Below are 25,313 nucleotides of genomic sequence, written 5' to 3' on the forward strand. Positions count from 1 at the left end.
CCAAAAGTATTAATTTGTTGCTGATTTATTCTGATTTTAATAACAGCTCCGCTATATCCGCAAAATTTTCAAACACCCATTCTGGTTTATGTTTGTTGATGTCTTCGCCATAGTTATAACCATAAGTTAAGCCTATGCTTTGCATATTCGCAGCTTTAGCTGCCAGAATATCATTGTGTGAATCACCTATCATTATGGTGTTTTCAACCTTGGCATTCAGTTGTTGGCATATGTGCAGTAGTGGTTGAGGAGACGGTTTTTTCTCTGGCAAGCTGTCGCCACCAAGGCTTGCTGCAAAAAACTCTGCAATTTGTAATTTTTCTAAAATTGGCTGAATAAACTTTTCTGGTTTATTGGTGACTATCGCTAAGGTGTAGCCTGTGTCTTTTAGTTTAGCTAATGTTGGTGCGACACCTTGGTACAGTTTTGAATGCACACAGACGTTTTCTTGGTAGTTGTTTAAAAACAGTGTCAGCGCATCATTTGCTAAGGCTGTGTCTAAGTTCGGATCTATTTGTTGGCTACCAGATAAAGCGCGCTCAATCAGTACTTTAGCGCCATTACCAACCCAGGTGCGAATTTGTTGTTCGCTATAAGTGTTTAGGTTTAATTGGGTTAATGTTTGGTTTACTGCTGCGGCCAAGTCAGGTGCGCTGTCGACTAATGTGCCGTCTAAATCGAATAGTAATGTGCTGATATTTTGCATTTGTGTTTTATCTTTGCTCAGAATTGACGGCATTTTAGCATGTAGGTGCTGGTGCTGCGAGTAATGTGCAATCAAGCCCGTTTGAAGCATAATTTTCCTGCAGACTTCTATACCACGATTTCTCAGCGCTAAAAGGTTAGTGCACTAAAGTCCATTGGGAGAATAATTTTCTAAAATCGCTGTTCGCCAATCCATGGCCGCTCGCAAAAGGCATCCATGCCTTTTGAAGTTTTAGAAAATTAGCATCCCAACAGACTTCAATCTGGCAATCTTGTTGCTGTTGTTTTTGCTGTGAAAAATGAGCTTGGTAGGGATGGGAATTGCGAATAAACATTCCACCAGCAGTAAAAATGTTAAGGCGGGAGAATGGATGTGTTGCGAGCAAAACTTCACAAAACATGGATGTTTTGTGCGAGCGAGTCAGGACGACCTTGAAGCGTTTTTGCGAGGAATACTCCATTTACTTGCTGACTTCTTTGGCACGATTTCTCAGCGCTGAAAGGTTAGTGCACCAAAGCCCATTGGAAGCATAATTTTCTAAAAACGCTTTTCGCCAGTCCCTGGCCGCTCACAAAAGATATCCCTATCTATTGAAGTTTCAGAAAATTAGCATTCCAACAGACTTCTATCTGACATTTTTATTACTGCGCCTAAAACAAAAAAGCCACCTATTTTTCAATAGGCGGCTTTGCGCTCACACAACATAAAACTAACTAAATTTGGAAGCCGTTTATGCCCCCAAAGCTATTACCATAATTCCCCCAACCTAAACCAAAGGCGTTGGATATATCCCAAAATAGATTCGACATACCCGCGCCGCCAGCGTCAATCGCATTACCAGTACGAATTGCACCGCCTGCGCCGCCAGCAACATAAGTGCCTGGGTTGTCCATTTGGTGATTACCACCACCCACTTCAGACATAACTAAAATCAAAGTATTGTCGATTAAGGTGCCGCCATAAGCATTGTCAGGGCGTGCTGCCAATTCATCGATTAACTGGCTGATCATTAGGTTGTACCAGAATGTTTGCGTCGTAAATAAATCTGACTCATTATGCGAACTGACATGGCTACGTGTTTCGTTCCAATACAATTTAGGTTCTATACCAAATTCACCCATTCGTTCTCGTATACTTTCAAAATTAATTCGCACGGATTCATCTTGTGCGCCCATAAATTGAAAGGTTGCTGTTCGGGTAATGTTGGCTTCAAACGCCATTGCAATGTTACGCATTTGCTCTTGTGCAATTAACTCAGCATCAGCATCGTTATCTGTCATGCCAATTGTCGGACGCGAGTAACTACCATTACCGACATTTAAACTATTGGTTAAGGTGTTTTGGTAAAAGTTAAGCGCTTCTTCATGCTGCATTAATTTACCTTGTTGTTGTACATTTAAACTATTGGCTTGTAATAAGTCTAAGTTTTCATGCAAAGATTCTAATACGCGGCGACGGCGTAAAGTTTCTGGCGATGGGTCGCCAGTTGGTTGCCCAACAACATCTGCAAGCAAGTTATCGTAAATTAACTGTGGATCATCTGGCACTAAAACTTTATTGCCGTTTTTATCGGTAAAGGGCATATAGTCGGTGCTTATAGCTTTTGATGAAAAACAGCCAACATGCATATTGTTGGTCAGTTGTCCGCCCAAGCTTTCGCCAATGCTAGTGTCAAAAGTAGGGGCGTAAGACTGACCACCTGAAAACACACCACGACATGCTTCAGGATGGCCTGTACTACCGCCATGACCCGCTAATGTTAAGTTTTTAATAGGTAACATTTTGTCCCAATGTTTCCCAAGTGGCGCCAGTGGACTGGCATCAAAGCTATTGGCATTGAGCGGCCCTGTGGTGTAGTTGTGCCAGCTATCGCGGACACAACCATTTGGGTAAAACACCATGATAAAGCGCTTTGCGTCACCCGCAGCCGCAAAGGCTTTGGATGAAAAAGCAAATTGGCTAGCAAAAGCGGTCGTTAGACCGGCTTTTGCCATAGTGCGTAAAAAATCACGGCGTTGCATTTTGTTTTTTAAGATATTCATATTCATCTACCTCAATTATTTACGCAGAGTGAAGTTTTTGGTTTGAGTAAACTCAACCATTAAATCTAACAAGTTTGCACTGCTTGACGACTTAAAGTTGTTGCCAAAGGCTTGCAAGGTACAGTTATCGTCAGACTCTTCATGTAAACCGCGTGAATATCTAAACCATTGACGTGCATAACAAGACTTACCATGCGCACTATCAGCAACTAATTGCGCTAACTCGTCTATGCCTTGGTAGTTAACTACTGGCTCGCTTGCTGATAAGAAGGTTTCAGCTGAGGTTAAGCTGCCAATATAACCAGCGGCGTTGATTTGTTTAACTTCACCCGCATCGGTTGTTTCAGTTGTCACGTATTGACCAAAGGCATTGTAGTTTTCAAAACCAAAGCCTATACCATCAATAAATTGGTGACATGATTCACAACCATCTTGTAAATGCGCATGTTCGAAACGCTCACGCACTGTTAGTGTTGGATCTTCTTGAGGTTTTAACTCAGCACCAATTGGCGGTGGTGGGAAGTCCTGACACATTAAGTTTTTACGCACGAATAAACCACGTTTTACTGGGTGGGTTTTTTCCGATGCTGATTGAATGGCAAGTATGCTTGCGTGGCCTAATAAACCAGAACGTTCGCCATTGCTTTCTGCTGCTGTGTAATCAACACGTTGCCAACCTGAACCGCCCGGCCATGCAAAACCATAATGTGCAGCAAGTTGTTCTGACATATAGCTGTATTTTGCAGTGAGTAGCTCTGAATATTCGCCGCCACCAAATACAATTCGCTTAACAAACTCTATGGTTTCTTGGCGCATATCGGCTTTTAAGCTGTCAGATAACTCCACTGTTTTGATTTCTCTGTCCAAGTTCAACCAGCCTGCGATAAAGCGTTCAAATGCAACTTCTGCTTTAGCGTCTTGCAACATGCTTGTTAAGGTTGTGGCAATTTGATTTGGTGTGCTGAGCTCACCATTGTCAGCTTTACTCATCAACCAGCTATCAGGTGTGGTAGCCCAATAAGTGTATGCAAGTAAGGTCGCTACTTCGTAATCAGTTAGTTCGAAGTAACCATCAGTATTTACTTCACCTACTTCAGAGCGATACAACATGGCTGGTGAAGATAAAATAGTGCTTAATAGCGCTAATTGACCTTGGTCGTTGTATACACCTGTTAATGACGTTTTTTCTGTTGTCGTTAACGGGCGTCTAAATGCACGCTTAGCAAAATCATCTAAGAAACAGTTAATGTTATTACAACCTGAAGTTAGGTTGTACATATCTGTCACCATAGATGCAGCAGCTTCAGCGGCTAGCACATAACCTTTAGCATAGTCATTGGTAAAGATGGTATTGGCGTTGGTTTTAAAGCCATTCGCTGGAATGTCTGCCGGTACATTACCTGTGGTCACGTCAACGTCGTTGGCAAGGCCAAGTAAATCGCGCACTGAGTTGTTGTACTCAAGTGTTGATAATAAACGATAGCTTCTGTCTTGTGGCACAACGTCGGTTAAATCATCTGCGTTACATACATTCGACGGTGGAGTGAAAGCTTCATCTAAAATCATAGCGGCTGTCGTGCTTGCACATTCACCACTACACATGCCTGGATTACCAATTGGCATGTTGTTTTGGATGTAGTCAGTTAACTCGCTCAATGTATATTGAGTACTCAAACCCAATAGTGAAGGAGAGCCTGTTCCATCTGCACCATGACAACCAGCACAACCTTGGTCGTTGTAGTAGCTGCGGCCAACTAAGTGGTCATCTGTTGCAGGGCCGAATACTGCTAGTAGTGTGAAGGATAGTGCATCAGCGACAACTATTTGAGTGTTTGCAGCTTTAGCGTCAACTAAGTATGCCGCACCTGAGCCTTCCCATTGTTTAAACTTTAAGCCTGTACCAGCTTCATCTGCTGTTACATCTAACACTGTGCCAACTGGGAATAATTTACCAGTTAAGTCTGAACTGCCAGATAAAGTAACAACACCGTTACCAATTTGGATTTGTGTGCCAGCTTCGCTGCCATCACCTGTCGGTACTTGTGCTAACCAGCCTTGGTCGTAATAGCTTGGGTTTGCAATATTCACTGATAAGTCTGCAGTTTGGTTTGCGCCTGCATTGTTAAAGATAATATTGATATCACCATTGCTATTTGCCCAGTTCACCGGAATTAACACTTTCTGCCAAGTGCCGCCTAAGTTATCTGCAGTTTGCGTCACTGCAGAGCCAGGCCAAGCAGCTGAGCGTGTCGTTAACGCACCGTTTTCATTGCTCCAAATATACGCCGTTGGGTTAGTCCAATTGGCAGGTGTATTGAAGTAGATGTATTGAGCAACACCTAGGTTTTCAACTTGAATATTTGTGCTGATACCTTGGTTAGTTACAGTGATGGTCGTAACACCCGCTGTAGAACCTGCACTTAACAAACCTGAGTTAGAAACAGATACAATATTGTTATCTGCACTTGTCCAGCTAGAGCTTAGGGTTGCAGACATGGTTTCATCACCAGCATTTGCAACAGCGACCAGTTGACGACTTTCACCGCTGATTAATTGTACATTTGCTGGTGCAACTATAGTTAAACCATCAATAGGAGCTGGATCTTGTGTTTGTGCATTTACGCTTGCTGGTGCTGAATCAACTGATGTGCCTGTTGCTACAACTTGATAATAGTAGACAGTTGAAGCTGCCAAACCAGAATCTGTCATGCCAGTTGCATTAGCGCCTAGAGTTGAAACGAGTGTGAATGGTCCATTAGCTGAAGTTGCGCGGCTAACTTGATAGCTAACTTCGTTTGTTGCGACATCACTCCAAGATAAGTTAATGCTGCTATCTGACGCGGCAGTTGCGGTTAAATTTGTTGGTGCATCAGGGCCTGTTTCTACATTAATCACAATATTGCCGCTGTAACCACCACTGCTAGCGGTAATAGTCGCAGAACCACTATTCACACCTTGTACTGTCGCTTGACCTGTTGTACCAGACACACTGGCAACCGAAGTATCACTGCTTGACCAAGTAACACCCGCAGTTGGCACCATTTCAAAGCCATTGTCGTACAATGCCATGGCTGAAACCGTGGTACTTGCACCTATGCCGACTGAACTTGCATCTGCAGTTACTTGCATGGCTGTTTGGCTTGCGCCTACACCATCAATCCAATCTGCAATTAATGTACTTGCTAGCGGGTTGGTGATTAAGCTGCCTTTAGGCATACGGTTGGCATCGTCTGCTTGATAGGTATGGACAATACTGACGCTATGATCAAACGGCAACATACGGTAAACCGCACCACGTTTGATGTTCATAATCTCCATGTCTTTTATGTCAGTTTCATAGTTCATATCCATAAAACCGCCACCATGACAGTGAGAACAGTTAGTATCTAGATAAGCACGCGCTCGTTGTTCAATCGATTTACTGTTGTCAGTTGGATCTGGTAATTCTGCTAAGTTAGCCGCAAAACCGATATTTTGGTTGAAAATACCTACTTGGTTGAAGCTATCTAACTGATTAGCAACCATACCCTGGTAATCAAAAGTTTTATTCAACTGTTTAGTATCAATTGCCAGTGGATCTTTACTACCTGTGCCAATGTGACAAGAAGAACATTCAGCACCAGAACGCACTCTATGTTGTACTAAACTTGGCGCTTGATCGTAAAATTGTTCAACCGTTTCTTCAAAAGCTTGGTAAACCAAATCAGCATCTGTACCTTGTGCATTCCAGTAGTAGTTTGCCGCAGCCCAGTTGCCAGCGCTTTGGCGGAATAACACTGAGGTTTGATATGGTGCTGAATCAGTGGCATTCATTGGACGGTCTAGATGTTTAACCAGTACTGTTCCAACCGGTAAATCCCACACATTGTTGGCATCAAAGTTAATGGTTTCCCCATTAGGAATAGCAACAAAGTGGCGCGCGATTAAACCATCAAACCAACCATCAGAGTTTACATCGTATTCAATGACGCCATGCATTGGTGTAAGGCTCGCTAAGTCAGCAAAGAGGCCTGTTGCAGATAAGGTCGCAGGAATAACAGCAGCTTGTACATCACTGTCTACCATGCGGTAAATTGATGATAAACCGCCGTATTCTTCACCGTGTGAGCTGATAAATACTTCTTCACCACTTACGTCTGTACCAAATGATGAGATGTTGCTTGGGAACGCATCACTGACTAACACATCAGTGTCGCCCTCGGCGGCAGACCACATTTTTTTACTAACATAGTCACCATAGATAAAACGACCAGTTAACCCTGGCAGTTGGCTACCTCGGTAAACAAAACCACCTATGATAGACACTGAACCTGTGTTGTGATCATATCCGCCTACAGGGCCGGTTAAGTCATTAGTACAGTCGCGGCTAAAGTTAGCATCACCACCATCGCTGCCTCTGTGAATGTTACCTTCACAGATAGGCCATCCGTAGTTGTTGCCTGCTTGGATGATATTAACTTCTTCAAAGCCTTGTTGACCGATTTCAGTTTCCCACAATGTGTAAGGTAAAACTGTATCAAACGCCCAACGCCATGGATTTCTGTGGCCGTATGACCAAATCTCGTCACGTACATTCGGGTCGTTTACAAATGGGTTGTCATTAGGTATGTCATAGTACAAACCTTGTGCATTTGGTGTATCACGCATAATAATGCGGATAAATGAACCTCGTAAGTTATTGGTTTGTTGTGAGCTGTTATTGGTACGAGGATCTGGCTGAGTTGGCGTAATTGCCGTGTCACCATAGGCACCGTCACCAATACTTAAGAAAAATTCACCAGTCGACGGGTGGAATTGCATCATACCGCCTTTATGATCTGGCCCAGGTTGCGGGATACGTAAAATTTCTACTCTGTCACTCGCAGCGGTTGGCAAGGTTGTATCGTTTAAGGTAATTCGCTCAAGTACAGCATCACCAAATACACCATTGTCACTTTCGTTATCGTTGTTACCTTCAATGTAGAAAATATAGGCGTAACCGTTTGTTGCGAAATTTGGATGGAAAGCAACAGATAGCATGCCTTGTTCATGGTAATCACGCACTTCGCCTGTGATATCCAATAGGGTGGTCACTTGTGCTTGCGTTACATTAGGGTCATTGGCAAAAACGGATAATGTACCTTTTTTGTCCACTACATAGATTAGATCATTTACCCCATCGTTGGTTACATGTACAGGTGATGCAAAATAACCATCTAACGCTGGGAATGCAGATTCATAGGTATAGTTGCCAGATGAAACACTACCTGATAGTGGGAAGTTATGAGGTTTGAGCAACTGTGGACGCTCAGGTAAAGCTTGAGTTGCTGCGACTACTTCTAGTTGGAAAGTGTCGGTTGCACCGCTTGCGAGTGTCATGGTTACAGTGTAAACACCTTGCACAGTTAGCTCAGGGGTTACAACAGTTTCACCCATTAACGAACCAGACCAAGCGTCACTTTGCCAAGTTGTTGCAGCTAAATCACCATTGCCGGCAACTACAGTTAAAGCAAGTTTACTGTCTTGGTTGGCTTTTCTGTCAGGACCCGCGTCAGCAGTGGTTTGAGTTGGAATACCACAAGCGCTAGCTGTCATCCAAACACCATTGTTGTAACACAGGTTATCACCTGTGAAATCTAAATCAGCGGTTTGGTTGGCGCCATTATCAGTGAATATGACTTTACCCGACACAACATCTTCAGGAATATCTAATAACCACGCGTTAAATCCACCAAAGTCTTCAAGTGCATGACCTGGCCAGTTTGAATTCGGCCAACTGCCAGCTGGTAAAAAATCCCAGGTGTGCGCTGTTGGTTGGGCAAAGTTGTTGGTGTTTATGAAATATATGGCTTTGCCTTGAGGGTAGTTGTAGGCTGGCTCTGGACCAGTATCGACGTTTAATCCACAAGCCTCTAACGTTGTCCATTGATTGTTTTGATAACAAACATTAGGCCAAGTTGCCGCTAAGTCGCCAGTTTGATTTGCGCCATTGTCATTAAATATAACGCTGATTGACGTTAAATCAGCTTGGGTGTCGTAACAATGCACATTGCCTGTGGCGGTTAATGCTTCACCTGGCCAGCCTAAATTGGTGAATGCGCCTTGAGGTTGTCCATTCCATAAATACACTGTTGGGTTAGCAAAATTCGCTGAGTTGTCATAACAGATATTACTTGCCGTTACAGTTGGTTGTTCAACTGAAATTAACCCACAATCAGCAAGGCTGCGCCATTGGTTGTTTTGATAACAAGTTGCACCTGCTGGCATAACTAAGTCGGCAGTTTGTGGGTTGCCATTGTCATTAAAAATAACGTTTAGCGAATCAACTGCAACGCCCGGGTCGTAACAAACAAAGTTGCCTTCGGCAGTGAGTGTTTGTCCTGGCCAATTGGTATTGTTTATTGCACCGGCGGGTGCTGAATTCCACATGTGTACTTTAGGGTTGTTGTAACCATTGTTATTGTCATAACAAATGGAGGTGTTTGTTACCGCGGCTTCGGTTTCAAAGCTGAGTGTGCAGCTTATGGCTGAAACGCTTAACACCGGCAACAAACAGTAGTGTAAGGCGCGTTTACTGCGCCCTCTATCCTTTGTTGTGTGCATATATCCACCTCATTTTGTGTGTAAGTACCCTTGTCTCACTAGCCCTAGGGGTCCGTAGCTGAACAAAGCGTCATTTTTGTTCAAACTGGCGCACTGTTCATAACAAAAATTAACACAGCCCTAAACCGCTGACTATGTAACCAAAGTGTAATAAAATGATTCGAACTTGAGTTCTTGTTAACTTTAAGTTTACATGTTGACAGCTCACATCTAGCTGCTTTGTTTAGTCAATTGGATATTTATAACTGTAAATCTACATGAGTGTCATAGGGTAAATGCCATTTATTATCAATGATTTAATACTTTTAACTTTCGAGCTTGTGCTAATTCTATTGAGTGATTTTTTGTTTGAATGTAAAATTGTATTTTTATACTTAATTTATATCGAGCGGTGAGAGTATTAACGATCTTTGAGTTAGGTTTAAATTTATTGACGTTAAAAATTTAATTTTTAAGGTAGTTAATTTTGTTTTATTGTTGACAATTTTGGTTTGGGATGTTTATATTTCCTTATAAATCAAATGGATATGTTTTATGCTTCCAGATGGGGAGCTAGGCAAAAACTCGATAGACAACAAGTGCATACGTATTCAATAGATGATTTTTATGAATACGTATTCATAAGTTGCAATCTATTGACTTGTTTTTAAACAGTATGAAAAAGCCGTATAGTTAACTCGGCATTAACATTTGTTCGACATTTAAAAAAAGCGGGGTCTGTATGTCAGATTTTAGTCGATTGCAGCATAAAACCATCCAACAGAGTTTTACTGTGCAGTATCAATATCCAGTTCTGTTTTTGCGCAACAGTTTTGCGTTAGACAACAGTTCCCTGTCTGAATTAATTGATAACCGCGACGAGCAGCCAAAAATCTTGCCTGTGATTGATGAGCAAGTTGTCGCAAAACAGCCACAGCTAGCACCGCAAATTTATCAGTACATGCAGCATCATAAATTAGATTGTTTGCCTGCCATTCAAATTGCTGGTGGAGAAGCTTGTAAAAATGATACGCAAGTTTTAGACACCATTTATTCAGCGGTTGAAAAACATGCAATAGACAGACATTCCTACATTTTAGTGATTGGTGGTGGCGCCGTAACTGACGCTGTAGGCTATGCCGCCGCAACTGCGCACCGCGGTATTCGTTTAATTAGAATGCCGACCACAGTGCTGGCTCAAAACGATGCGGCAGTTGGTGTGAAAAACGCCATTAACTATAACAAACGAAAAAATTATTTAGGTACATTTGTCCCGCCATTTGCCGTGATTAATGATCACGATTTGCTTGATACTTTGGAAGCGCGCGATAAACGTGCCGGCATAGCCGAAGCGATTAAAGTTGCATTAATTAAAGACCGTGCTTTTTTCTATGAGCTATATAGTGACAAAGATGCGCTGGCTAAATTTGAACAAACCGCAATGGAAAGCATGATTTACAAAGGGGCCAAATGGCATTTACATCATATTGCCACTAGCGGTGATGCATTTGAATTTGGCTCGGCACGTCCACTTGATTTTGGCCATTGGTCTGCGCATAAACTAGAAGAAATTTCTAACAACAGTTTACGCCATGGTGAAGCGGTTGCGATTGGTATTGCGTTAGACAGTATTTATTCACACTTAATGGGCTACATTCAACAGAATGAACTGGCACAAATTTTAATTTTATTAGAAACCCTAGGATTTGAATTAACCCATCCAGCCATTTATCAATTAGACGTTAAACAAGCGCTAAATGAATTTAAAGAACATTTAGGTGGGCGTTTGTGCATTACTTTATTGTCACAAATTGGTAGTGGTTTTGAGGTTAGAGAAATAGATATTTCCGTTATGCAGGATGCAATTCAAGCGTTGCAGTTGCAGGAGTATCTCAACTGGACCGAAGTCGCATAGTATCCTTATCCTTCGTATTTGACGCCACAGCGTTGTTGGCTGCATAAACTCGCCTTAGTCACTTAGTGGCCTAAGCTCCCAAGGTCGAGTTTATTTGCCGCCTAGCTGCGACGCCAACTACTTTGGATAAGCTAATTATGTATGTGGTTTAGGATAAATTTATTTGGAAATCGTAAGTTGAAAGCATATTTACAGTTAATTCGTGCGCCAAATGGCATAACTGCTGTGACCAATATTGTCGCGGCGGCAGCTATTGTTAGTGGTGGGCAGTTAACTTGGCAATTGTTGTATTTAGTTGTTGCTAGCATGTGCTTTTATTATGCGGGCATGGCGCTAAACGATTGTTTAGATTTTGCTGAAGATGCACAAGAGCGGCCATTTCGGCCATTACCAAGTGGGCAAATTTCTTTAGTGCGCGCTCAAAAAATAGTGTCGGTCCTATTTTGTATTGCGCTAGTTGCATGTTATTTATTCAATCCGAATAACTTAACAAGCTTAGTGTTGGGTGTATGTTTAACCCTAAGTATTGTTTTGTACAACGCAGTATTTAAACAAGGCTTACTTGGGGCTTTTACCATGGGCAGTTGCCGCTTATTCAACTGGTTATTGGGCGCCAGCTTCGTTACTGTTACCACAGAGCAATTTGACCTTATTTTTGCGCTGCTAGTTGCCAGTCCTATTTTCTTTTACATCACAGCGGTCACTTTTTTAAGCAAACAAGAAACCCATGCAAGCAATAAAGATACGTTAATAATGGTTGAGTTATTATTAGGCTTAGCGTATTTGCCATTGGTTTATTTGCATTGGTCAGTTTTTCAATTAACTGGCTGGCCAAGTTTGCTTTCATGGATTTTATTAACCGTTGCAGCGTTATTTTTATTGCAGCGTTTTGTGTTGTTAACAACCAATTTTACCCCGAAACAAATTCAGCTGACGATAAAGTGGATGATAATCGCAGTCATCCCATTTGATGCTATGCTTGTAGCTATGGCTGGGCATTATTCAATTGCGCTAATGCTCCTAGTGTTACTGTTTCCATGTCGTATGCTCGCGCAAAAACTTTATATGACCTGATGGGTGGTTAGCATGCAATCTCAAAAAATAATCCAATTACAACAATGGGTTGAGCAACATTTAACGCAAGCTCAAATAGATTGGCTATTATCAGCAAAACAAAGTTTAGTTGAATCCGATCCAGAGAAACAACTCGACGAATTATTAAATATTTCGGCAGGAGTTAAACGCTCGGTACCCGACCAATCACTTGAAGGTGCAGACCAAGCATTTGCCCATTTTGATTTTGCTGAAACCATACGTTTATTGTTATTGGTGCAGGTGGCAAAAACCTGCCCAGATATTGCTTATTTAGTGAAGAGTTACTATCAATTTGGCGATCAAAGTGAAAAAACCGCTCTGCTTAAAGGGTTAAATTTTATCGACCCAAATGGCCAAGCAGTACAAACCGCGATCAAAGCAAGTCGTTGTAATACGACTGTTGAGTTTAGTGCGCTTGCGCTGCGTAACCCATATCCAGCAGAGTTTTTTCCTGAACTAAATTTCAATCAGTTGGTCTTAAAAGCCTTGTTTATGGGGTTGGAAATAGATCAAGTTGTCGCTTTGGATGCACGGCAAAACGCTGAACTTTCAAACATGTGTTTTGCTTATGTTATTGAACAAGCGTTGGCAGACAGAACCCCACCAGCGTCAATATGGTTGGCTATTCAACTGAATAATTTACACGACCATCATTTAGGCGAGCTGGAGCGCTACACCCAACACTTTTATCAAATGAGTGTTGAGCACAAACAACAAATAACGCAGTTACTTGGCAAACAGAACGCCGAGTTACTCGAACAAATAAAAGGATAAACACATGCAGTATTTCGACCCACATATTCATATGCTTTCACGTACAACTGACGATTATCAAAATATGGCAGCAGCTGGCGTTGTTGGTTTAGTTGAGCCTGCTTTTTGGAATGGTCAGCCTCGCACTCAATTGGGCTCGTTTATCGACTATTTTGATTCATTAATTGGCTGGGAACATTTTCGTGCATCACAATTTGGCATTATGCACTTTTGTACTATGGGTCTTAATTCTAAAGAGTCAAATGATATTGAACTCGCTGAAGGTGTGATGAAATTATTGCCACGCTACTGCAAAAAAGACAATGTAGTCGCTGTTGGTGAAATTGGTTACGACGATATTACACCTGAAGAGCATAGATTCTTTTTAGAGCAACTTGAGCTTGCGAAAAACGAAAAATTGCCAGTGTTAGTTCATACCCCACACAGAGACAAAGTAACTGGCACAATTAAAACTATTGAAGCCATTCGTGAAGTGGGTGTACCAGAAGAAATGGTATTAATTGATCACTTAAACGAACAAACTTTGCCCTTGGTACTGGAAACAGATTGCTGGCGTGGCCACAGTATTTACCCAAATACTAAGATGTCTGAAACACGTATGGTTGCTTTATTACAGCAATATGGCCTTGAAAAAATGGTTGTGAATAGCGCGGCGGATTGGGGGATTAGCGATCCATTAGCTGTACCAAAAACTGCACAAGCTATGTTAGATGCAGGTTTTTCAGAACAAGATGTAGAGCTGGTTATGTTTAAGAATCCAATTAACTTTTACGCTCAAAGCGGCCGTATATCGTTAGACATGGTACGCAAAACTACAATCGACCAAACTAAAACCTACAAAGACAACCGCGTAACCCGTGGTCAAACGCCAATTGTGGAGTCCGAGTAGAGTCACAAGCTTAAATGAATCCTTTAAATAACAAAGCTCTAGTATGTCGTTAGCGGCGGGAAAATGGCTGGCCAGCGAACTCGCCTACTGCAGTAATGTGCACCCAGGCGAGACAGCCCAGCAGGTACAATCCAATATAAAAAATCATATCAGCCAAGTGCGTGAGCAACTTGGCTGGCCAGTTATTAGTAGTGGTTTATGGTTATCAGCCAAAGCCGCTGATGAGCTGACTAGAAATCTAGACCAATTAGCTGAATTTAAGCGCACACTAGCAGATCAGCAATTGCAGTTAACTAGCTTAAACGGTTTTCCGTTTGGTGATTTTCATCAAGCTGTGGTGAAACAATCAGTTTACCAACCGACTTGGGCAACGGATAAGCGGCTTGATTACACTTACAAGCTCGCTGGTATTTTGGCTGAATGTTTACCTGAAAACGAGCAAGTCGGCGCTATTTCAACTTTGCCGTTGGCGTATAAAGCGCAGTGGAATGACGAGCTAAATTATTTAGCCATGCAGAACTTATTGCGTTTGGTTTGTATGCTGCAAAAGCTTGAGCAACAAACCGGTAAATGCATTCAAGTTGGTTTGGAAATGGAGCCTGACTGCGTATTTGAAAAAACGTCTGAACTGGTTGGTTTTTTTACCGAACAATTATTGCCCCAAGCTAAACTGCAAAATATCTCAGCTGAAACTGTGCTGCGTTATTTGGGTTGTTGTTACGACACTTGCCATCAAGCAGTGTTGTTTGAAGATATTCAAACATCACTTAGCCAAATCACCCAAGCAGGTATTCCTTTGGTTAAAGTGCAAATATCCAACGCGATTAGTGCCGACTTGTCTGTAGCTGGCATGGCTGAAAAACTTACCACAATTTTTGCTGATAAGAAGTTTTTGCATCAGTGCAAAATCAAGCAAGCTGATGGTGATGTGTTGGTGATTGATGATTTGTCTTTAGTGGCACTTAAGCAAGCTCAAAACAATCATTTAAACAAGAACGACAAACTAGAATGCCGCATTCATTACCATGTGCCGATTCATCTGCAAAAAATTGCTTTGTCGGAAGGTATTGAAATAGCTACAACCCAGCAGGCGATTATCGCAACCTTAAATTTTTTACAAACGAACCCGCAGCTAAAACCTAAATTAGAAGTCGAAACCTACACTTGGCTAAATTTTGTTGAAGACAACAAATTATCGAGTGGTGATTTAATTACGGGTTTAACCCAAGAGCTAGAGTTTTTACAACAACAAATGCAGCGGCTTGGCTTATTAAAATAAGTTGGATTATTGATCGAGCATTTTTGCGAACTGCGAACTGCGAACTGCGAACTGCGAACTGCGAACGACGCAAGATCTTAGACTTAGGGTACTAACTACTAAGCAGACCCTCGATAGCATGGATGCTATCGCGGAGCCTATAGGGATATATTCACGGCGAGTCTGCGTGTAGTTAGTGCCCTGAGTCTTTTGTAAAGCACGAACCAATGGGTTGATAAACAGATAAATAATTGGAAATAAAAAACACATGACAGCCCCACTAATTGTATTAAACGTAGTCGCCCTTAGCCCATATATGTTGGGTGAACATACCCCGAACCTAAATAAATTACTAAAACAAGGCTACGCAGCACAGCCACTGCATGTGCAATTTCCTGCGGTCACGACAACCTCACAAGCTTGTATGTTGACCGGTAAACAACCAAGCGAACATGGCATAGTCGGCAACGGTTGGTATTTTAAAGACTTAGCTGAAGTGATGTTTTGGAAACAAGCCAATCAATTAGTTCAAGGCGATAAAATTTACGATCAGCTCAAAGCTAATCAACCAGACTTTAAAGTTTCTAAACTATTTTGGTGGTACAACATGTACGCCAATGTGGATGCTAGCATTACTCCGCGTCCGCATTACCTTGCCGATGGTGGCAAAATTTTCGACTGTTATTCAACGCCAACAGGTTTGCATCAACAAATTGAAAGCAACATAGGCACTTTCCCATTCTTTAACTTTTGGGGGCCAAAAGCAGGTATAGGTGCGAGTCGTTGGATAGCGCAAGCTGCGGTGGAAGAATTCAAACAGAATAAACCTAACTTGCAGTTGGTTTATTTACCGCATTTAGACTATTGCCTACAAAAATTGGGGCCTAATCATCCGGATATTCCACAAGAAATAGCCGCGATTGACCAAGTGGTGGGGGAGTTAATGGCAGGTTTAGCTGAGTTTAACCCTAACTATTTAATTGTGTCAGAGTACGGCATTACTCAAGTTGATAAAGTTGTCCACATCAACCGCCTGTTGCGTAAAAAAGGCTGGATAAAAGTGCGCGAAACCGCAGGGCAAGAAAATCTAGATTGTGGTGCAAGCCAAGTATTTGCGGTAAGCGACCATCAATGTGCGCATGTTTATCTAAACGACAAAAGCCTACTTGCTGAAGTTAAAAGTTTGCTTGAGCAAACGGATGGCATAGAGCAAGTATTAGATAAACAGCAACAGGCCGCAATGGGTTTAGCGCATGAGCGCAGCGGTGATTTAGTTGCCATTAGCCATGCCAATGCTTGGTTTAGTTATTACTTCTGGTTGGATGATAACAAAGCGCCAGATTTTGCACGTACGGTTGATATACACCGCAAGCCCGGTTATGACCCAGTGGAAATGTATATCGACCCCAATATTAAATTTCCATTGTTGGCTGTTGCTAAACGCATCCTAAAGAAAAAACTCGGTTTTAGAATGTTGATGGATGTTATACCACTCGATGCGAGTTTAGTTAATGGCAGCCATGGGCGTATAACAGATGATGCAAATCAGGGGGCAATTATTATTGCACCAAACCATTTATTGACAGATCAGCAAAACATTCAAGTCACTCAAGTAAACGAACTTATACAACGGCATTTTAGCCGAGACAGCCATAGCTAAGAGCGGGTAATGTAAAGGTTTTGTGATTTTTGTGGACGATTATTCAGCTAAGTTGTATAAGTTGCTTCATCTTACGTTTATAAAAGGCAAGGGACATGAAAAATTGGATTGCGTTCGGTTTACTATTTAGTTGCAGTGCACATGCATTAACAACTGTGATGGATGCGGATGCATTATTTGAAAAACAGCAATATAGCCAAGCCGTGGCTGCTTACCAAGAAAATTTAGATGTTGGCAGCCCACATGCCTATTATCAATTGGGTTATATGTATTTTCAGGGGCTGGGGGTAAAAAAAGACATAGCTGTGGCACTGATATATTTTTCAATGGCAGCTGAATATAACATTTCAGACGCACAGCAAGTCGTTGAACACATCATAGCCAGCTTACCTGAAAAAACACGAAAGCAACAACAGGCTTTTATCGAAGATTTAGTGGCAAAACATGGCAAGCAGGCACATCATCAAAAGTTATTCCCACAGACAATTAATGCATTATTGACCGAAAAAATTACGCTTGAACAATCGGTATATGATGAAGATTGGTTTGAACAATCTGTTGATGAGGTTGATGATAGCTTTGATCTCTCATCCAACGATTTTGCTAGCAGTTTTGCCGAGGAGGGAGAGTTTTCTGATTTAGGCTCTGATAGTGCATCTAGCCAAGCCACAGCGCGTCAATCTAGTTTTGTCAGTTTAAAAGACCGACCTTATTTTGCAGTTATTGATTATCAAATTGCCAAAGATGGTACAGCTCGCGATGTCGAAACCAGCCAAAAAATGGGTTATGTGAAAAGACGCGTTGATGATTTTAGCCGCTTTTATAAATCACCAGTGCTGTTTAATCAACAAGCCAGCTATTTTGTTGGTCAGCAAGTTTTAGGCATTGCTGATATGAACAAGTTCGAGATCAATGACAAACACCCAGAGTTATATTCGCGCATGCGTCGAGTTGCAAAAAAATTGCGAGCTAGTGAAAAACTAGCTGATCAAACTCAACTTGCTTTAGCTTTAATGCGTTTTAAATTTTTAGCGAAAACCCCTGAAGAAGGTATAGAGCTACTCAAACATGCGGCAGAAAAACATTGGCCGATCGCACAATATGAATATGGAATGTATTTGTATCGAGAACAAATTGATATTGCAAAAGGGATCGAGTACATCGGCCTTGCTGCACAGTATGGCTATAGCAAAGCCAATTTTCAGCTCGCAACTTTATTGCAAACAAGCCCATGGGTAAAACAAGATTTAAACAAAGCGTTATTTTGGTATGAACGAGCGGCTGAACAAAACCTATCTCATGCTAAATTGCGCGCTGCCTATATCAGGTTAATGGACGATAAAAAAGAGTACTACAACCCAATGATCGCCAACAAGTATTTAGCTGAGTTAGCAGAAGAGCGTTCGCGTGATCCAGACTACCATTTCTTAAAAGCACTAAGTTATCGAGATAACAACAACCGTCAATTAAAACTTGCTTTTGAGCATATGCGTAAAGCAATTGATTTAGCGGATGATTTAAATTGGGATACCACAGAATGGGAGAACTTATATGCAAGTTGGACTGAAGGGCGGATTTTAGTTTCTGACGATATTAAATCAGACTCTTAACTTCCCCCAAACAGAGATAAAAAGGCGCTCAGTTATTTTACTGGCGCATATATCACGGTTTTGAGCTCACTTTCGGAAACTTGTTCGGGTGAGTTTAAATACACCTCGTACTCAGGTATTTTTTTGTTGGCTTTCAACTTGTTCTCTCTGTTTTGTAAATAACCCATCAAGGTGGCCCAGCCATTGGCTAAATTGGCGTAACTGCCGATGTGGGTCACCGCTAGTGCCTTATGTTCGGGGACAAAACTCTCAACCACATCAGCCGGAAATTCAAAGGTCGGCTTAGTGTGATATGCCATAGCAACAATTAGCTGACTTTGTTTGCTGACAAAATCAAACTTTTCAACTTGGGTGATAACTAAATCAGGCTCTGGAAAGCCAGCGCTGCAAAGCTTTTGAAATACAGGGCCAACGTCGGCAGAAACTGTCTCAGTTGAGCCAGCAACTCGATAACCATAACTATAAAATGCTTTGTTCTGTTTTACGCCGTCTACTGTTACTTTTGAGTTGACAGTGCCTGTTTCTAGCTGCTCTTTTAGCATTTTCAGCCCACGTTCGTAATCACTACCGACTAACGCTGACATAAGTTTTTTCCAGAAAAACATAAATATCGGCAAACTGCCTTGCATAGACCAAACAACATGGCAGGCTTGTTCACCAGTCTCTGTGGTGGATTCTGTTAGCTTAAATTGAGTCTTCGATTGGCTTTTCCATGGGGCGTAAAAAGTTAAATCGTAATCAATCGACTTATCTTGTTGCAAGGCAGATATTTTAATTTCCCCTTTGCCTATTTGTTTGCCATTCCATGCTTGAGCGTGTCCAACGGTTGCGGGTTCAGCCGTGCGAGTAATTGGGCAATCAGGTTCTTGAATTAACCAAGGAGACCAGCAATCCCAATTGGCAAAATCAGCAATATAGTTAAATACTTGATTAACAGGTTGATTGATCGTGATCGACTTTTCGGCGGTAAAAGGTATTGAAAACATAAGCATCCCTACATATTTAGCAAGTAAGTTTTGAGTATAGCCAACTTTGTAAGAATGTTTAATCAATGTTTGTTACACTCCGCGGCAAATAACAACGTGTTTATATTTTTATACAGAATTCGCAAACCCGTGTTCGTCTGTGCGGGATGAGCCTATGTTGCACCAATTGATGAGCGAAAGAAATTTGAGGCAGAAATGACATACACACTCTCTCCAATCACAAAAGCCATTATCATTACGGGTTTAATAGCAAGCTCTGTGACCAGCGTATCCGCTGAAAATGCCGACAATGAAGTTGAAGTTATTGAAATTCAAGGCGACTATCGCAGCCAGAATATCCATACTGCGCCAGTGTCGGTTTCGGTTTTAGGTGCAGACACAATTGATTTTCGCGCTGCCAATCATTTAGATGAAATACTCAATGTCGCCCCCAATGTAAACTTTAATGGTGGCAGTAATCGTGCGCGCTTTATTCAAATTCGTGGTTTAGGTGCAAGCTCTGAGTATGATGCACCGACAAGTTTTCCCGTTGGTTTGTATTTAGATGATGTTGATTACAGCCCAATGGGCGGCGCGGCTACCTTGTTTGATACCAAACAAGTTGAAATTTATCGTGGTCCGCAAGGTACTCGTTTTGGCGCAAACGCACTTGCTGGTTTGATATACGTTAAGTCAAACGAACCAACATCTTATCAATCAGGCCAATTAAAACTGGGGTTAGCTAATTATAATAGCCAAGACATTGGCATAGCTTATTCAAATGGATTAACCGACAACTGGTCGTATCGAGTTTCCGCTTACCAGCATTTTTCTGATGGATTTATGGAAAACATCTATTTAGATAAAACCGATACCAATGGTCGAGATGAATTGAGTTTGCGTGGCAAATTACGCTACGACAACCAGAATGATATTGTTTGGGACTTCACGCTATCACATATCGACATAGACAATGGCTATGATGCGTTTAGTTTAAATAACGACCGTACAACTTTATCTGACCAGCCAGGTTTTGATAAACAAGAATCTTCTAGTTTCAGCAGTAATTTAGCTTATCAGCTAACGGCTGGTATTAAATTACACGCTATCGCCAATTTAGTGGATACAGACACTGCTTATGGTTTTGACGAAGATTGGTCTTATGTTGGCATAGCGCCCGATTCAGAATACTCATCGACTGACTATTATTTTCACGACAAATCAAATCATTCGATTGAAATTAGGTTAAATTCGACCGACCAAGGGCGTATTTTCAACCAATCAACAGAATGGGTTGTGGGCGTGTATGCACAAAACGCAGCAGACGACTTAGTCCGTCAATATACTTGGTTCGCCAATGATTTTACTTCAGAGTTTAATAACGACAAGCGTGCAATATTTACTCAATTGGACAGTCAATTGAGCGCGAGTTGGAAGTTAACCTTAGGCGCAAGGTTTGAAGCGCATGATTTTAGTTATGCAAATAACCAAGGTGTTAGTTCAAGCAAAACTTACGACATGTTTGGCGGCAAGGCGGTTATCGGCTATCGACCAAATAGCTCGGGGTATTATTATGCATCAATCAACCGCGGTTATATGGCCGGTGGCGGCAATATTGATGGTGATTTTCCAGAAGAACAAAGGTTATTTAAGCCAGAATATTTAACTAATTATGAGCTTGGGTACAAATATCAAAATAATGGTTTGTCATATGCAGTAACAGCGTTTTACATGGACAGACAAGATGTACAGTTGACCCGATACGTTGTTGCTGACCGTAACGACGCGGGTGATGGTTTTAGCCCATTGATTTCAAATGCGGATACAGGCTATTCTCAGGGGCTTGAATTTGAAATAGACTATTTGTTAACAGCTGAAACTAGTGTTTATGGTAGCTTTGGTTGGTTAAAGGCCATGTTTGATCACCAACAGAAAGTGCCGACTGAAATTGAAGGCGAGTACAAACTTGTGACGAGCTCACGCGAATTATCGCAAGCCCCTAGCTATACCTATTTAGTTGGTGCTGTTCATACCATTTCTAGTGATTTATGGGTGAGTGCAGAAGTTGAAGGTAAAGACGACCATTACTTTTCAGATGACTATGAAACACGCTCGTACAAAACCAACATAGTTAACGCAACGGTTAACTATCAAGCAGGTGATTGGGTATTTAAATTATGGGCACGTAATTTATTCGACAAAACTTACCCAATTCAAGGTTTCTATTTTGGTAACGATCCACGTGATGGATATGCTGATAAACATTGGTACCAATACGCAGAGCCGCGCCGCGTTGGTTTAACTGCAGAATTAGAATTTTAAGGATTAGCTTGATGCAATTATCAGTTGAAATTAGTTTGTATCCGTTAGCTCAGCAAGAGTTTGAGGAACAAATTTGGGATTTTATAAAACGTATTCGTCAATACCCAGATATACGCATAAAAACCAATGGCATGAGTTCACAAGTGTTTGGTGAATACCACCAAGTGATGAACTGTTTAACTGTTGAGATGGAACGTGTTTATCAAGAAATCGGTCGTGCTGTATTTGTGTGTAAATACATAATGGGCGACAGGTCGCATATTGATGAGTGACACGATGAGCGCAATTGCGCAAGAAATACTGGCGATGAACTGGCTGGAGCTGATAGCGGTGATCGCCAGTTTAGCTTATGTACTATTGGCCGGTAAAAGTAACATATGGTGCTGGCCAGCGGCCATTATTGCCAGTGGGATATATTGTTACATTTTTTTAGATATAAACTTGTTTATGGATAGTGCGTTACAAGTTTATTATATTGCTATGGCTGTATATGGCTGGGCGCAATGGCGGCAAATTAAACTTGGCCTAGATGACAGCGATGACTCAATGGTACAAACCTCAGCGTCTGAAGAGGTTGCACCCGTGCAGTCGTGGCCGCTAGCACTGCATTTAAAAATGATTAGTGCATTGTCGCTTGCATCATTGATTTTGGGGTATGTGATGGAAAATTACACCCAAGCCGATTTTGCCTATTTAGACACCTTCACCACTGTGTTTAGTGTGTATGCAACCTACCTAATTGCCATTCGCTTGCTTGAAACTTGGCTGTATTGGATAGCGATAGATATTGCAGGCATCTACATCTATAGTGAAAAATCACTTAACTTAACCATGTTATTATTTGCCGGTTACACCTTGTTAGCCGCTTGGGCTTATTGGCAATGGCGCACACTTTACTTACAACAGCAAGTTGGTTATCGACAACAACCGACTAGCTAGGCGAACTCTTGGTTATGCTATCAACTGCACAGCAGCAATTTATTCAACAACATCTGGGCTCAATACTCGATATTGAGCCTATCGCTCAAGGGTATAGCAATCAATGTTATAAACTGCTGGTATCGGTAACAGCACAAGTACCACAAAGGGTATTCGTAAAATCGCTCGACAATAAAGACTCTGCTCATGTCCAACATGAACAACAAGCAAGATGTATTGCCGAAAAGGCGCTGCTAACACCAAAGTGTTTATTGCAAAGCGCCAAACTCAAATTGCTCGTGACTGAATACGTGCAAGTGGATACACAAGCATGTATCGAAGATATTGCTTTGCTATTAGCACTTACCCACAGCATTGATAGCGAATTAGTGCAAATTCACCAACCAAATATTATCCCGCAGCAGCTTGCTGCGGATATTCAAGCGCTAATCTCAGCAGACAAAGTAGATAAAACCCAACTTAAACTTGCGCAGCAGCTAGATAATGAATGCACAAACCAAGTGTTCTGCCATGGTGATATATCGCGCGACAATATATTAAAAACGCGGAATAAAGCTTATTTAGTCGACTGGGAATATGCCCGTATGGCTTGCATTGAGTATGACTTGGCTGCAAGTATTTGTATAAACCAGTTTAACCCATCTGAACAAAAGCAGTTGATTGCCCACTACCAACAACAGAGCAACTGCAAAATTAACCAGCAGGCTTTACAGCAATATATTCAGGTATTTGAGTATTTAAATAAACTGTGGTTTGAGCACGCCATTTAGTGCGTACAAGCCTGAATATGCTATAGTATTCACTTTTAATGCATGACTTTAATCAATCTTTTTTGGAGATATAACTTCAATGGCAATTCATAGTATGACGGCATTTGCTCGTCGCGAGCAAAAAACAGAGTGGGGCACATTTGCATGGGAAATCCGCTCAGTAAACCAAAGATACTTAGAAACTTATTTTCGATTGCCAGAACAATTTAGAGGATTAGAGCCAGTACTGCGCGAAAAAATTCGTAAAGCCATGCAACGCGGTAAAGTTGAAATTAACCTACGCATTACCGACACAGACAAAAGCACGGGCAACTTAACTATAAATCAAAACCTAGTTGACCAACTGTGCAACCACGCCCTTAAAATTCAAGCGCAGCTTAACAACGCAGTTGTTAACCCTGTAGATATAATGCGTTGGCCTGGTGTAATGCAAGCTGAAGAGCAAGATTTAGACGAGCAACAAGCTCAGTTACTATCTGAGTTCGATTTAACCATTAAAGACTTTTTAGCTGCACGTGCGAGCGAGGGTGCAAACTTAAAAGCTCTTATCGAACAAAGGTTAGAAGGCATAGCAAGCCAAGTTGCAATAGTGCGCGAACAAATGCCACAAGTGTTAGTTTGGCAACGCGAGCGCTTAACTACGCGTTTAGCTGAATTAAAAGAGCAAGTTGACGAAAGCCGCGTAGAGCAAGAGTTGATTATGCTTGCACAGCGCGTAGATGTAGCCGAAGAACTTGACCGTTTAGACTCGCACATAAAAGAAAGCCGCGACAAAATTTTGAAAAAAGGCGGTGCCTGCGGCCGCCGCTTAGACTTTATGATGCAAGAATTCAACCGCGAAGCGAATACCTTAGCATCGAAATCAATTAATACTGAAGTAACCAATGCCGCGGTAGAGGTTAAGGTGTTGATTGAGCAGATGCGTGAGCAGATCCAAAACATCGAGTAGTGTAATGGTCTAATACAACTGTAGAGATTTATAGCTTACAATTAGCGAAATCTTAAAGGTATAAAAATGACCAGAAAAACCAAAGTTACATTCAGTACGAAGCAAAAGTTAGAATACGCCAAGCTCATGGTAGACGAAGGCTACAGCAATAAACAGATAGAAGAAATATCTGGTGCAGGCAAATCGGCAGTATCACGTTGGAAACAACAATATCTTGCAGAGCTTCAAGGCAAAACACCGGAAAACTCAAAAGCATTAACACCTGAGCAACGGCGAATACAAGAATTGGAGGCGCAGCTTAAACGTGCTCAAAGGGATAATGATATATTAAAAAAAGCAGCAGCTTTCTTCATACTGGACAATCCAAACCACAAGTAGTGAAGCAAATGAAGAAAGCACATCCAGACTTTGGCGTCACAGAGTTATGCAATGCGCTCGGTGTTTGTAGCAGTAGTTTTTACTATGATGCCAAAACACCATCAACAGAAGATGAAGCGCTAAACGTCTTGGTTAAATTGATATTTAATGAAGCAGGCTGCACGTACGGTAGACGAAGAATACAAGCTGAGTTAAAAGCTATTGGGTGTCACGTAGGTTTATACAAAATATCAAAAATAATGAAAAATCAAAGGTTAAAGGCAATAAGACCTAAAACTCAACACCACTACCCAACGTCAGGAACTGGGCATAAATATGCTCCCAATAGGCTCAAGCGTAAGTTTGTTCCAGAAATGTATAATACTTACTATGTTGGTGACATAACGTACATCAGACACCATCAAGGATGGGGTTATTTGGCATGCGTATTAGATTTAGCAACAAAATATATTGAGTTTTATAATTACCAAAGAAGGCATT

17 protein-coding genes and 2 pseudogenes are annotated in these 25,313 nt (G+C 41.6%); 14 read left to right on the forward strand and 5 right to left on the reverse strand.

The window, feature by feature from the left end:
• Positions 1 to 25: 25 nt before the first annotated feature.
• From DS2_RS02565 to DS2_RS02580, 4 genes are all read right to left on the reverse strand, one after another.
• Positions 26 to 706 carry a phosphoglycolate phosphatase gene (locus tag DS2_RS02565; protein ID WP_081754165.1) on the reverse strand — a complete coding sequence of 227 codons (681 nt, stop codon included), beginning with the start codon at positions 704 to 706 and terminating at the stop codon, positions 26 to 28.
• A 136-nt stretch (positions 707 to 842) separates the two neighbouring features.
• Positions 843 to 1,166: a hypothetical protein gene (locus tag DS2_RS02570; protein ID WP_035013079.1), complete on the reverse strand. Its 324-nt coding sequence runs from the start codon at positions 1,164 to 1,166 to the stop codon at positions 843 to 845.
• A gap of 253 nt (positions 1,167 to 1,419) precedes the next feature.
• Positions 1,420 to 2,748 carry a DUF1552 domain-containing protein gene (locus DS2_RS02575; protein ID WP_035013080.1) on the reverse strand — a complete coding sequence of 443 codons (1,329 nt, stop codon included), beginning with the start codon at positions 2,746 to 2,748 and terminating at the stop codon, positions 1,420 to 1,422.
• Positions 2,749 to 2,763: 15 nt separating this feature from the next.
• Positions 2,764 to 9,330, reverse strand: a complete 6,567-nt coding sequence (locus DS2_RS02580) for a starch-binding protein (protein ID WP_035013081.1) — start codon at positions 9,328 to 9,330, stop codon at positions 2,764 to 2,766.
• 721 nt (positions 9,331 to 10,051) lie between these two features.
• Here DS2_RS02580 and DS2_RS02585 point away from each other — a divergent pair.
• From DS2_RS02585 to DS2_RS02615, 7 genes are all read left to right on the forward strand, one after another.
• The gene (locus DS2_RS02585) at positions 10,052 to 11,224 is read left to right on the forward strand and encodes a 3-dehydroquinate synthase (RefSeq protein WP_035013082.1); all 1,173 of its coding nucleotides are present in this window, start codon (positions 10,052 to 10,054) and stop codon (positions 11,222 to 11,224) included.
• Positions 11,225 to 11,401: 177 nt separating this feature from the next.
• The gene (locus DS2_RS02590; protein ID WP_160168534.1) at positions 11,402 to 12,298 is read left to right on the forward strand and encodes a UbiA family prenyltransferase; all 897 of its coding nucleotides are present in this window, start codon (positions 11,402 to 11,404) and stop codon (positions 12,296 to 12,298) included.
• Positions 12,299 to 12,310: 12 nt separating this feature from the next.
• On the forward strand, positions 12,311 to 13,093 hold the full coding sequence (locus tag DS2_RS19590) for an EboA domain-containing protein (RefSeq protein WP_051479549.1): 783 nt from the start codon (positions 12,311 to 12,313) through the stop codon (positions 13,091 to 13,093).
• A 4-nt stretch (positions 13,094 to 13,097) separates the two neighbouring features.
• Entirely contained in the window at positions 13,098 to 13,982 is an 885-nt protein-coding gene (locus tag DS2_RS02600; protein WP_035013084.1) for a TatD family hydrolase, read from the forward strand.
• 43 nt (positions 13,983 to 14,025) lie between these two features.
• Complete coding sequence (gene eboE, locus DS2_RS02605) at positions 14,026 to 15,261, forward strand: metabolite traffic protein EboE (protein ID WP_051479550.1); 1,236 nt, start codon at positions 14,026 to 14,028, stop codon at positions 15,259 to 15,261.
• Between the two features lie 247 nt (positions 15,262 to 15,508).
• Positions 15,509 to 16,900, forward strand: coding sequence for an alkaline phosphatase family protein (locus DS2_RS02610; RefSeq protein ID WP_035013085.1), 1,392 nt, complete (start codon positions 15,509 to 15,511; stop codon positions 16,898 to 16,900).
• A 95-nt stretch (positions 16,901 to 16,995) separates the two neighbouring features.
• The gene (locus DS2_RS02615) at positions 16,996 to 18,510 is read left to right on the forward strand and encodes a tetratricopeptide repeat protein (protein WP_035013086.1); all 1,515 of its coding nucleotides are present in this window, start codon (positions 16,996 to 16,998) and stop codon (positions 18,508 to 18,510) included.
• A 32-nt stretch (positions 18,511 to 18,542) separates the two neighbouring features.
• On the opposite strand, the gene DS2_RS19595 is transcribed toward DS2_RS02615, so the two are convergent.
• Positions 18,543 to 19,496: an SRPBCC family protein gene (locus DS2_RS19595; protein ID WP_051479551.1), complete on the reverse strand. Its 954-nt coding sequence runs from the start codon at positions 19,494 to 19,496 to the stop codon at positions 18,543 to 18,545.
• Positions 19,497 to 19,691: 195 nt separating this feature from the next.
• Between DS2_RS19595 and DS2_RS02625 the strand changes: the two genes are divergently transcribed.
• The 7 genes and pseudogenes from DS2_RS02625 to DS2_RS21025 all read left to right on the forward strand — a co-directional run.
• Positions 19,692 to 21,797: a TonB-dependent receptor gene (locus DS2_RS02625; RefSeq protein WP_035013087.1), complete on the forward strand. Its 2,106-nt coding sequence runs from the start codon at positions 19,692 to 19,694 to the stop codon at positions 21,795 to 21,797.
• Positions 21,798 to 21,808: 11 nt separating this feature from the next.
• Complete coding sequence (locus DS2_RS02630) at positions 21,809 to 22,069, forward strand: hypothetical protein (protein WP_035013088.1); 261 nt, start codon at positions 21,809 to 21,811, stop codon at positions 22,067 to 22,069.
• Positions 22,062 to 22,736 carry a nicotinamide riboside transporter PnuC gene (gene pnuC / locus DS2_RS02635; protein ID WP_051479552.1) on the forward strand — a complete coding sequence of 225 codons (675 nt, stop codon included), beginning with the start codon at positions 22,062 to 22,064 and terminating at the stop codon, positions 22,734 to 22,736. Before DS2_RS02630 ends, pnuC begins: the two co-directional genes overlap by 8 nt.
• Positions 22,737 to 22,750: 14 nt before the next feature.
• The gene (locus tag DS2_RS02640) at positions 22,751 to 23,506 is read left to right on the forward strand and encodes a phosphotransferase (protein ID WP_035013089.1); all 756 of its coding nucleotides are present in this window, start codon (positions 22,751 to 22,753) and stop codon (positions 23,504 to 23,506) included.
• 79 nt (positions 23,507 to 23,585) lie between these two features.
• Positions 23,586 to 24,455 carry a YicC/YloC family endoribonuclease gene (locus tag DS2_RS02645; RefSeq protein WP_035013090.1) on the forward strand — a complete coding sequence of 290 codons (870 nt, stop codon included), beginning with the start codon at positions 23,586 to 23,588 and terminating at the stop codon, positions 24,453 to 24,455.
• A 66-nt stretch (positions 24,456 to 24,521) separates the two neighbouring features.
• Positions 24,522 to 24,923 (forward strand): annotated as a pseudogene (locus tag DS2_RS21020) (transposase); the annotation flags it as partial.
• A gap of 32 nt (positions 24,924 to 24,955) precedes the next feature.
• Positions 24,956 to 25,294: pseudogene (locus DS2_RS21025) on the forward strand (IS3 family transposase); the annotation flags it as partial.
• Positions 25,295 to 25,313 lie beyond the last annotated feature (19 nt).

The sequence above is a fragment of the Catenovulum agarivorans DS-2 genome (genome assembly GCF_000568405.1).
Classification (GTDB): Bacteria; Pseudomonadota; Gammaproteobacteria; order Enterobacterales; family Alteromonadaceae; genus Catenovulum; species Catenovulum agarivorans_A.

Excerpts from the sequence above, each read along its gene's own strand:
- DS2_RS02610 (WP_035013085.1), top strand. The coding sequence starts at position 15,509 with ATGACAGCCCCACTAATTGTATTAAACGTAGTCGCCCTTAGCCCATAT.
- DS2_RS19595 (WP_051479551.1), bottom strand. The coding sequence starts at position 19,496 with ATGTTTTCAATACCTTTTACCGCCGAAAAGTCGATCACGATCAATCAA.
- DS2_RS02645 (WP_035013090.1), top strand. The coding sequence starts at position 23,586 with ATGGCAATTCATAGTATGACGGCATTTGCTCGTCGCGAGCAAAAAACA.
- DS2_RS02630 (WP_035013088.1), top strand. The coding sequence starts at position 21,809 with ATGCAATTATCAGTTGAAATTAGTTTGTATCCGTTAGCTCAGCAAGAG.
- pnuC (WP_051479552.1), top strand. The coding sequence starts at position 22,062 with ATGAGTGACACGATGAGCGCAATTGCGCAAGAAATACTGGCGATGAAC.
- DS2_RS02585 (WP_035013082.1), top strand. The coding sequence starts at position 10,052 with ATGTCAGATTTTAGTCGATTGCAGCATAAAACCATCCAACAGAGTTTT.
- DS2_RS02625 (WP_035013087.1), top strand. The coding sequence starts at position 19,692 with ATGACATACACACTCTCTCCAATCACAAAAGCCATTATCATTACGGGT.
- DS2_RS02565 (WP_081754165.1), bottom strand. The coding sequence starts at position 706 with ATGCAAAATATCAGCACATTACTATTCGATTTAGACGGCACATTAGTC.
- DS2_RS02615 (WP_035013086.1), top strand. The coding sequence starts at position 16,996 with ATGAAAAATTGGATTGCGTTCGGTTTACTATTTAGTTGCAGTGCACAT.
- DS2_RS02575 (WP_035013080.1), bottom strand. The coding sequence starts at position 2,748 with ATGAATATCTTAAAAAACAAAATGCAACGCCGTGATTTTTTACGCACT.
- DS2_RS19590 (WP_051479549.1), top strand. The coding sequence starts at position 12,311 with ATGCAATCTCAAAAAATAATCCAATTACAACAATGGGTTGAGCAACAT.
- DS2_RS02570 (WP_035013079.1), bottom strand. The coding sequence starts at position 1,166 with ATGGAGTATTCCTCGCAAAAACGCTTCAAGGTCGTCCTGACTCGCTCG.
- DS2_RS02600 (WP_035013084.1), top strand. The coding sequence starts at position 13,098 with ATGCAGTATTTCGACCCACATATTCATATGCTTTCACGTACAACTGAC.
- DS2_RS02580 (WP_035013081.1), bottom strand. The coding sequence starts at position 9,330 with ATGCACACAACAAAGGATAGAGGGCGCAGTAAACGCGCCTTACACTAC.
- DS2_RS02640 (WP_035013089.1), top strand. The coding sequence starts at position 22,751 with ATGCTATCAACTGCACAGCAGCAATTTATTCAACAACATCTGGGCTCA.
- eboE (WP_051479550.1), top strand. The coding sequence starts at position 14,026 with ATGTCGTTAGCGGCGGGAAAATGGCTGGCCAGCGAACTCGCCTACTGC.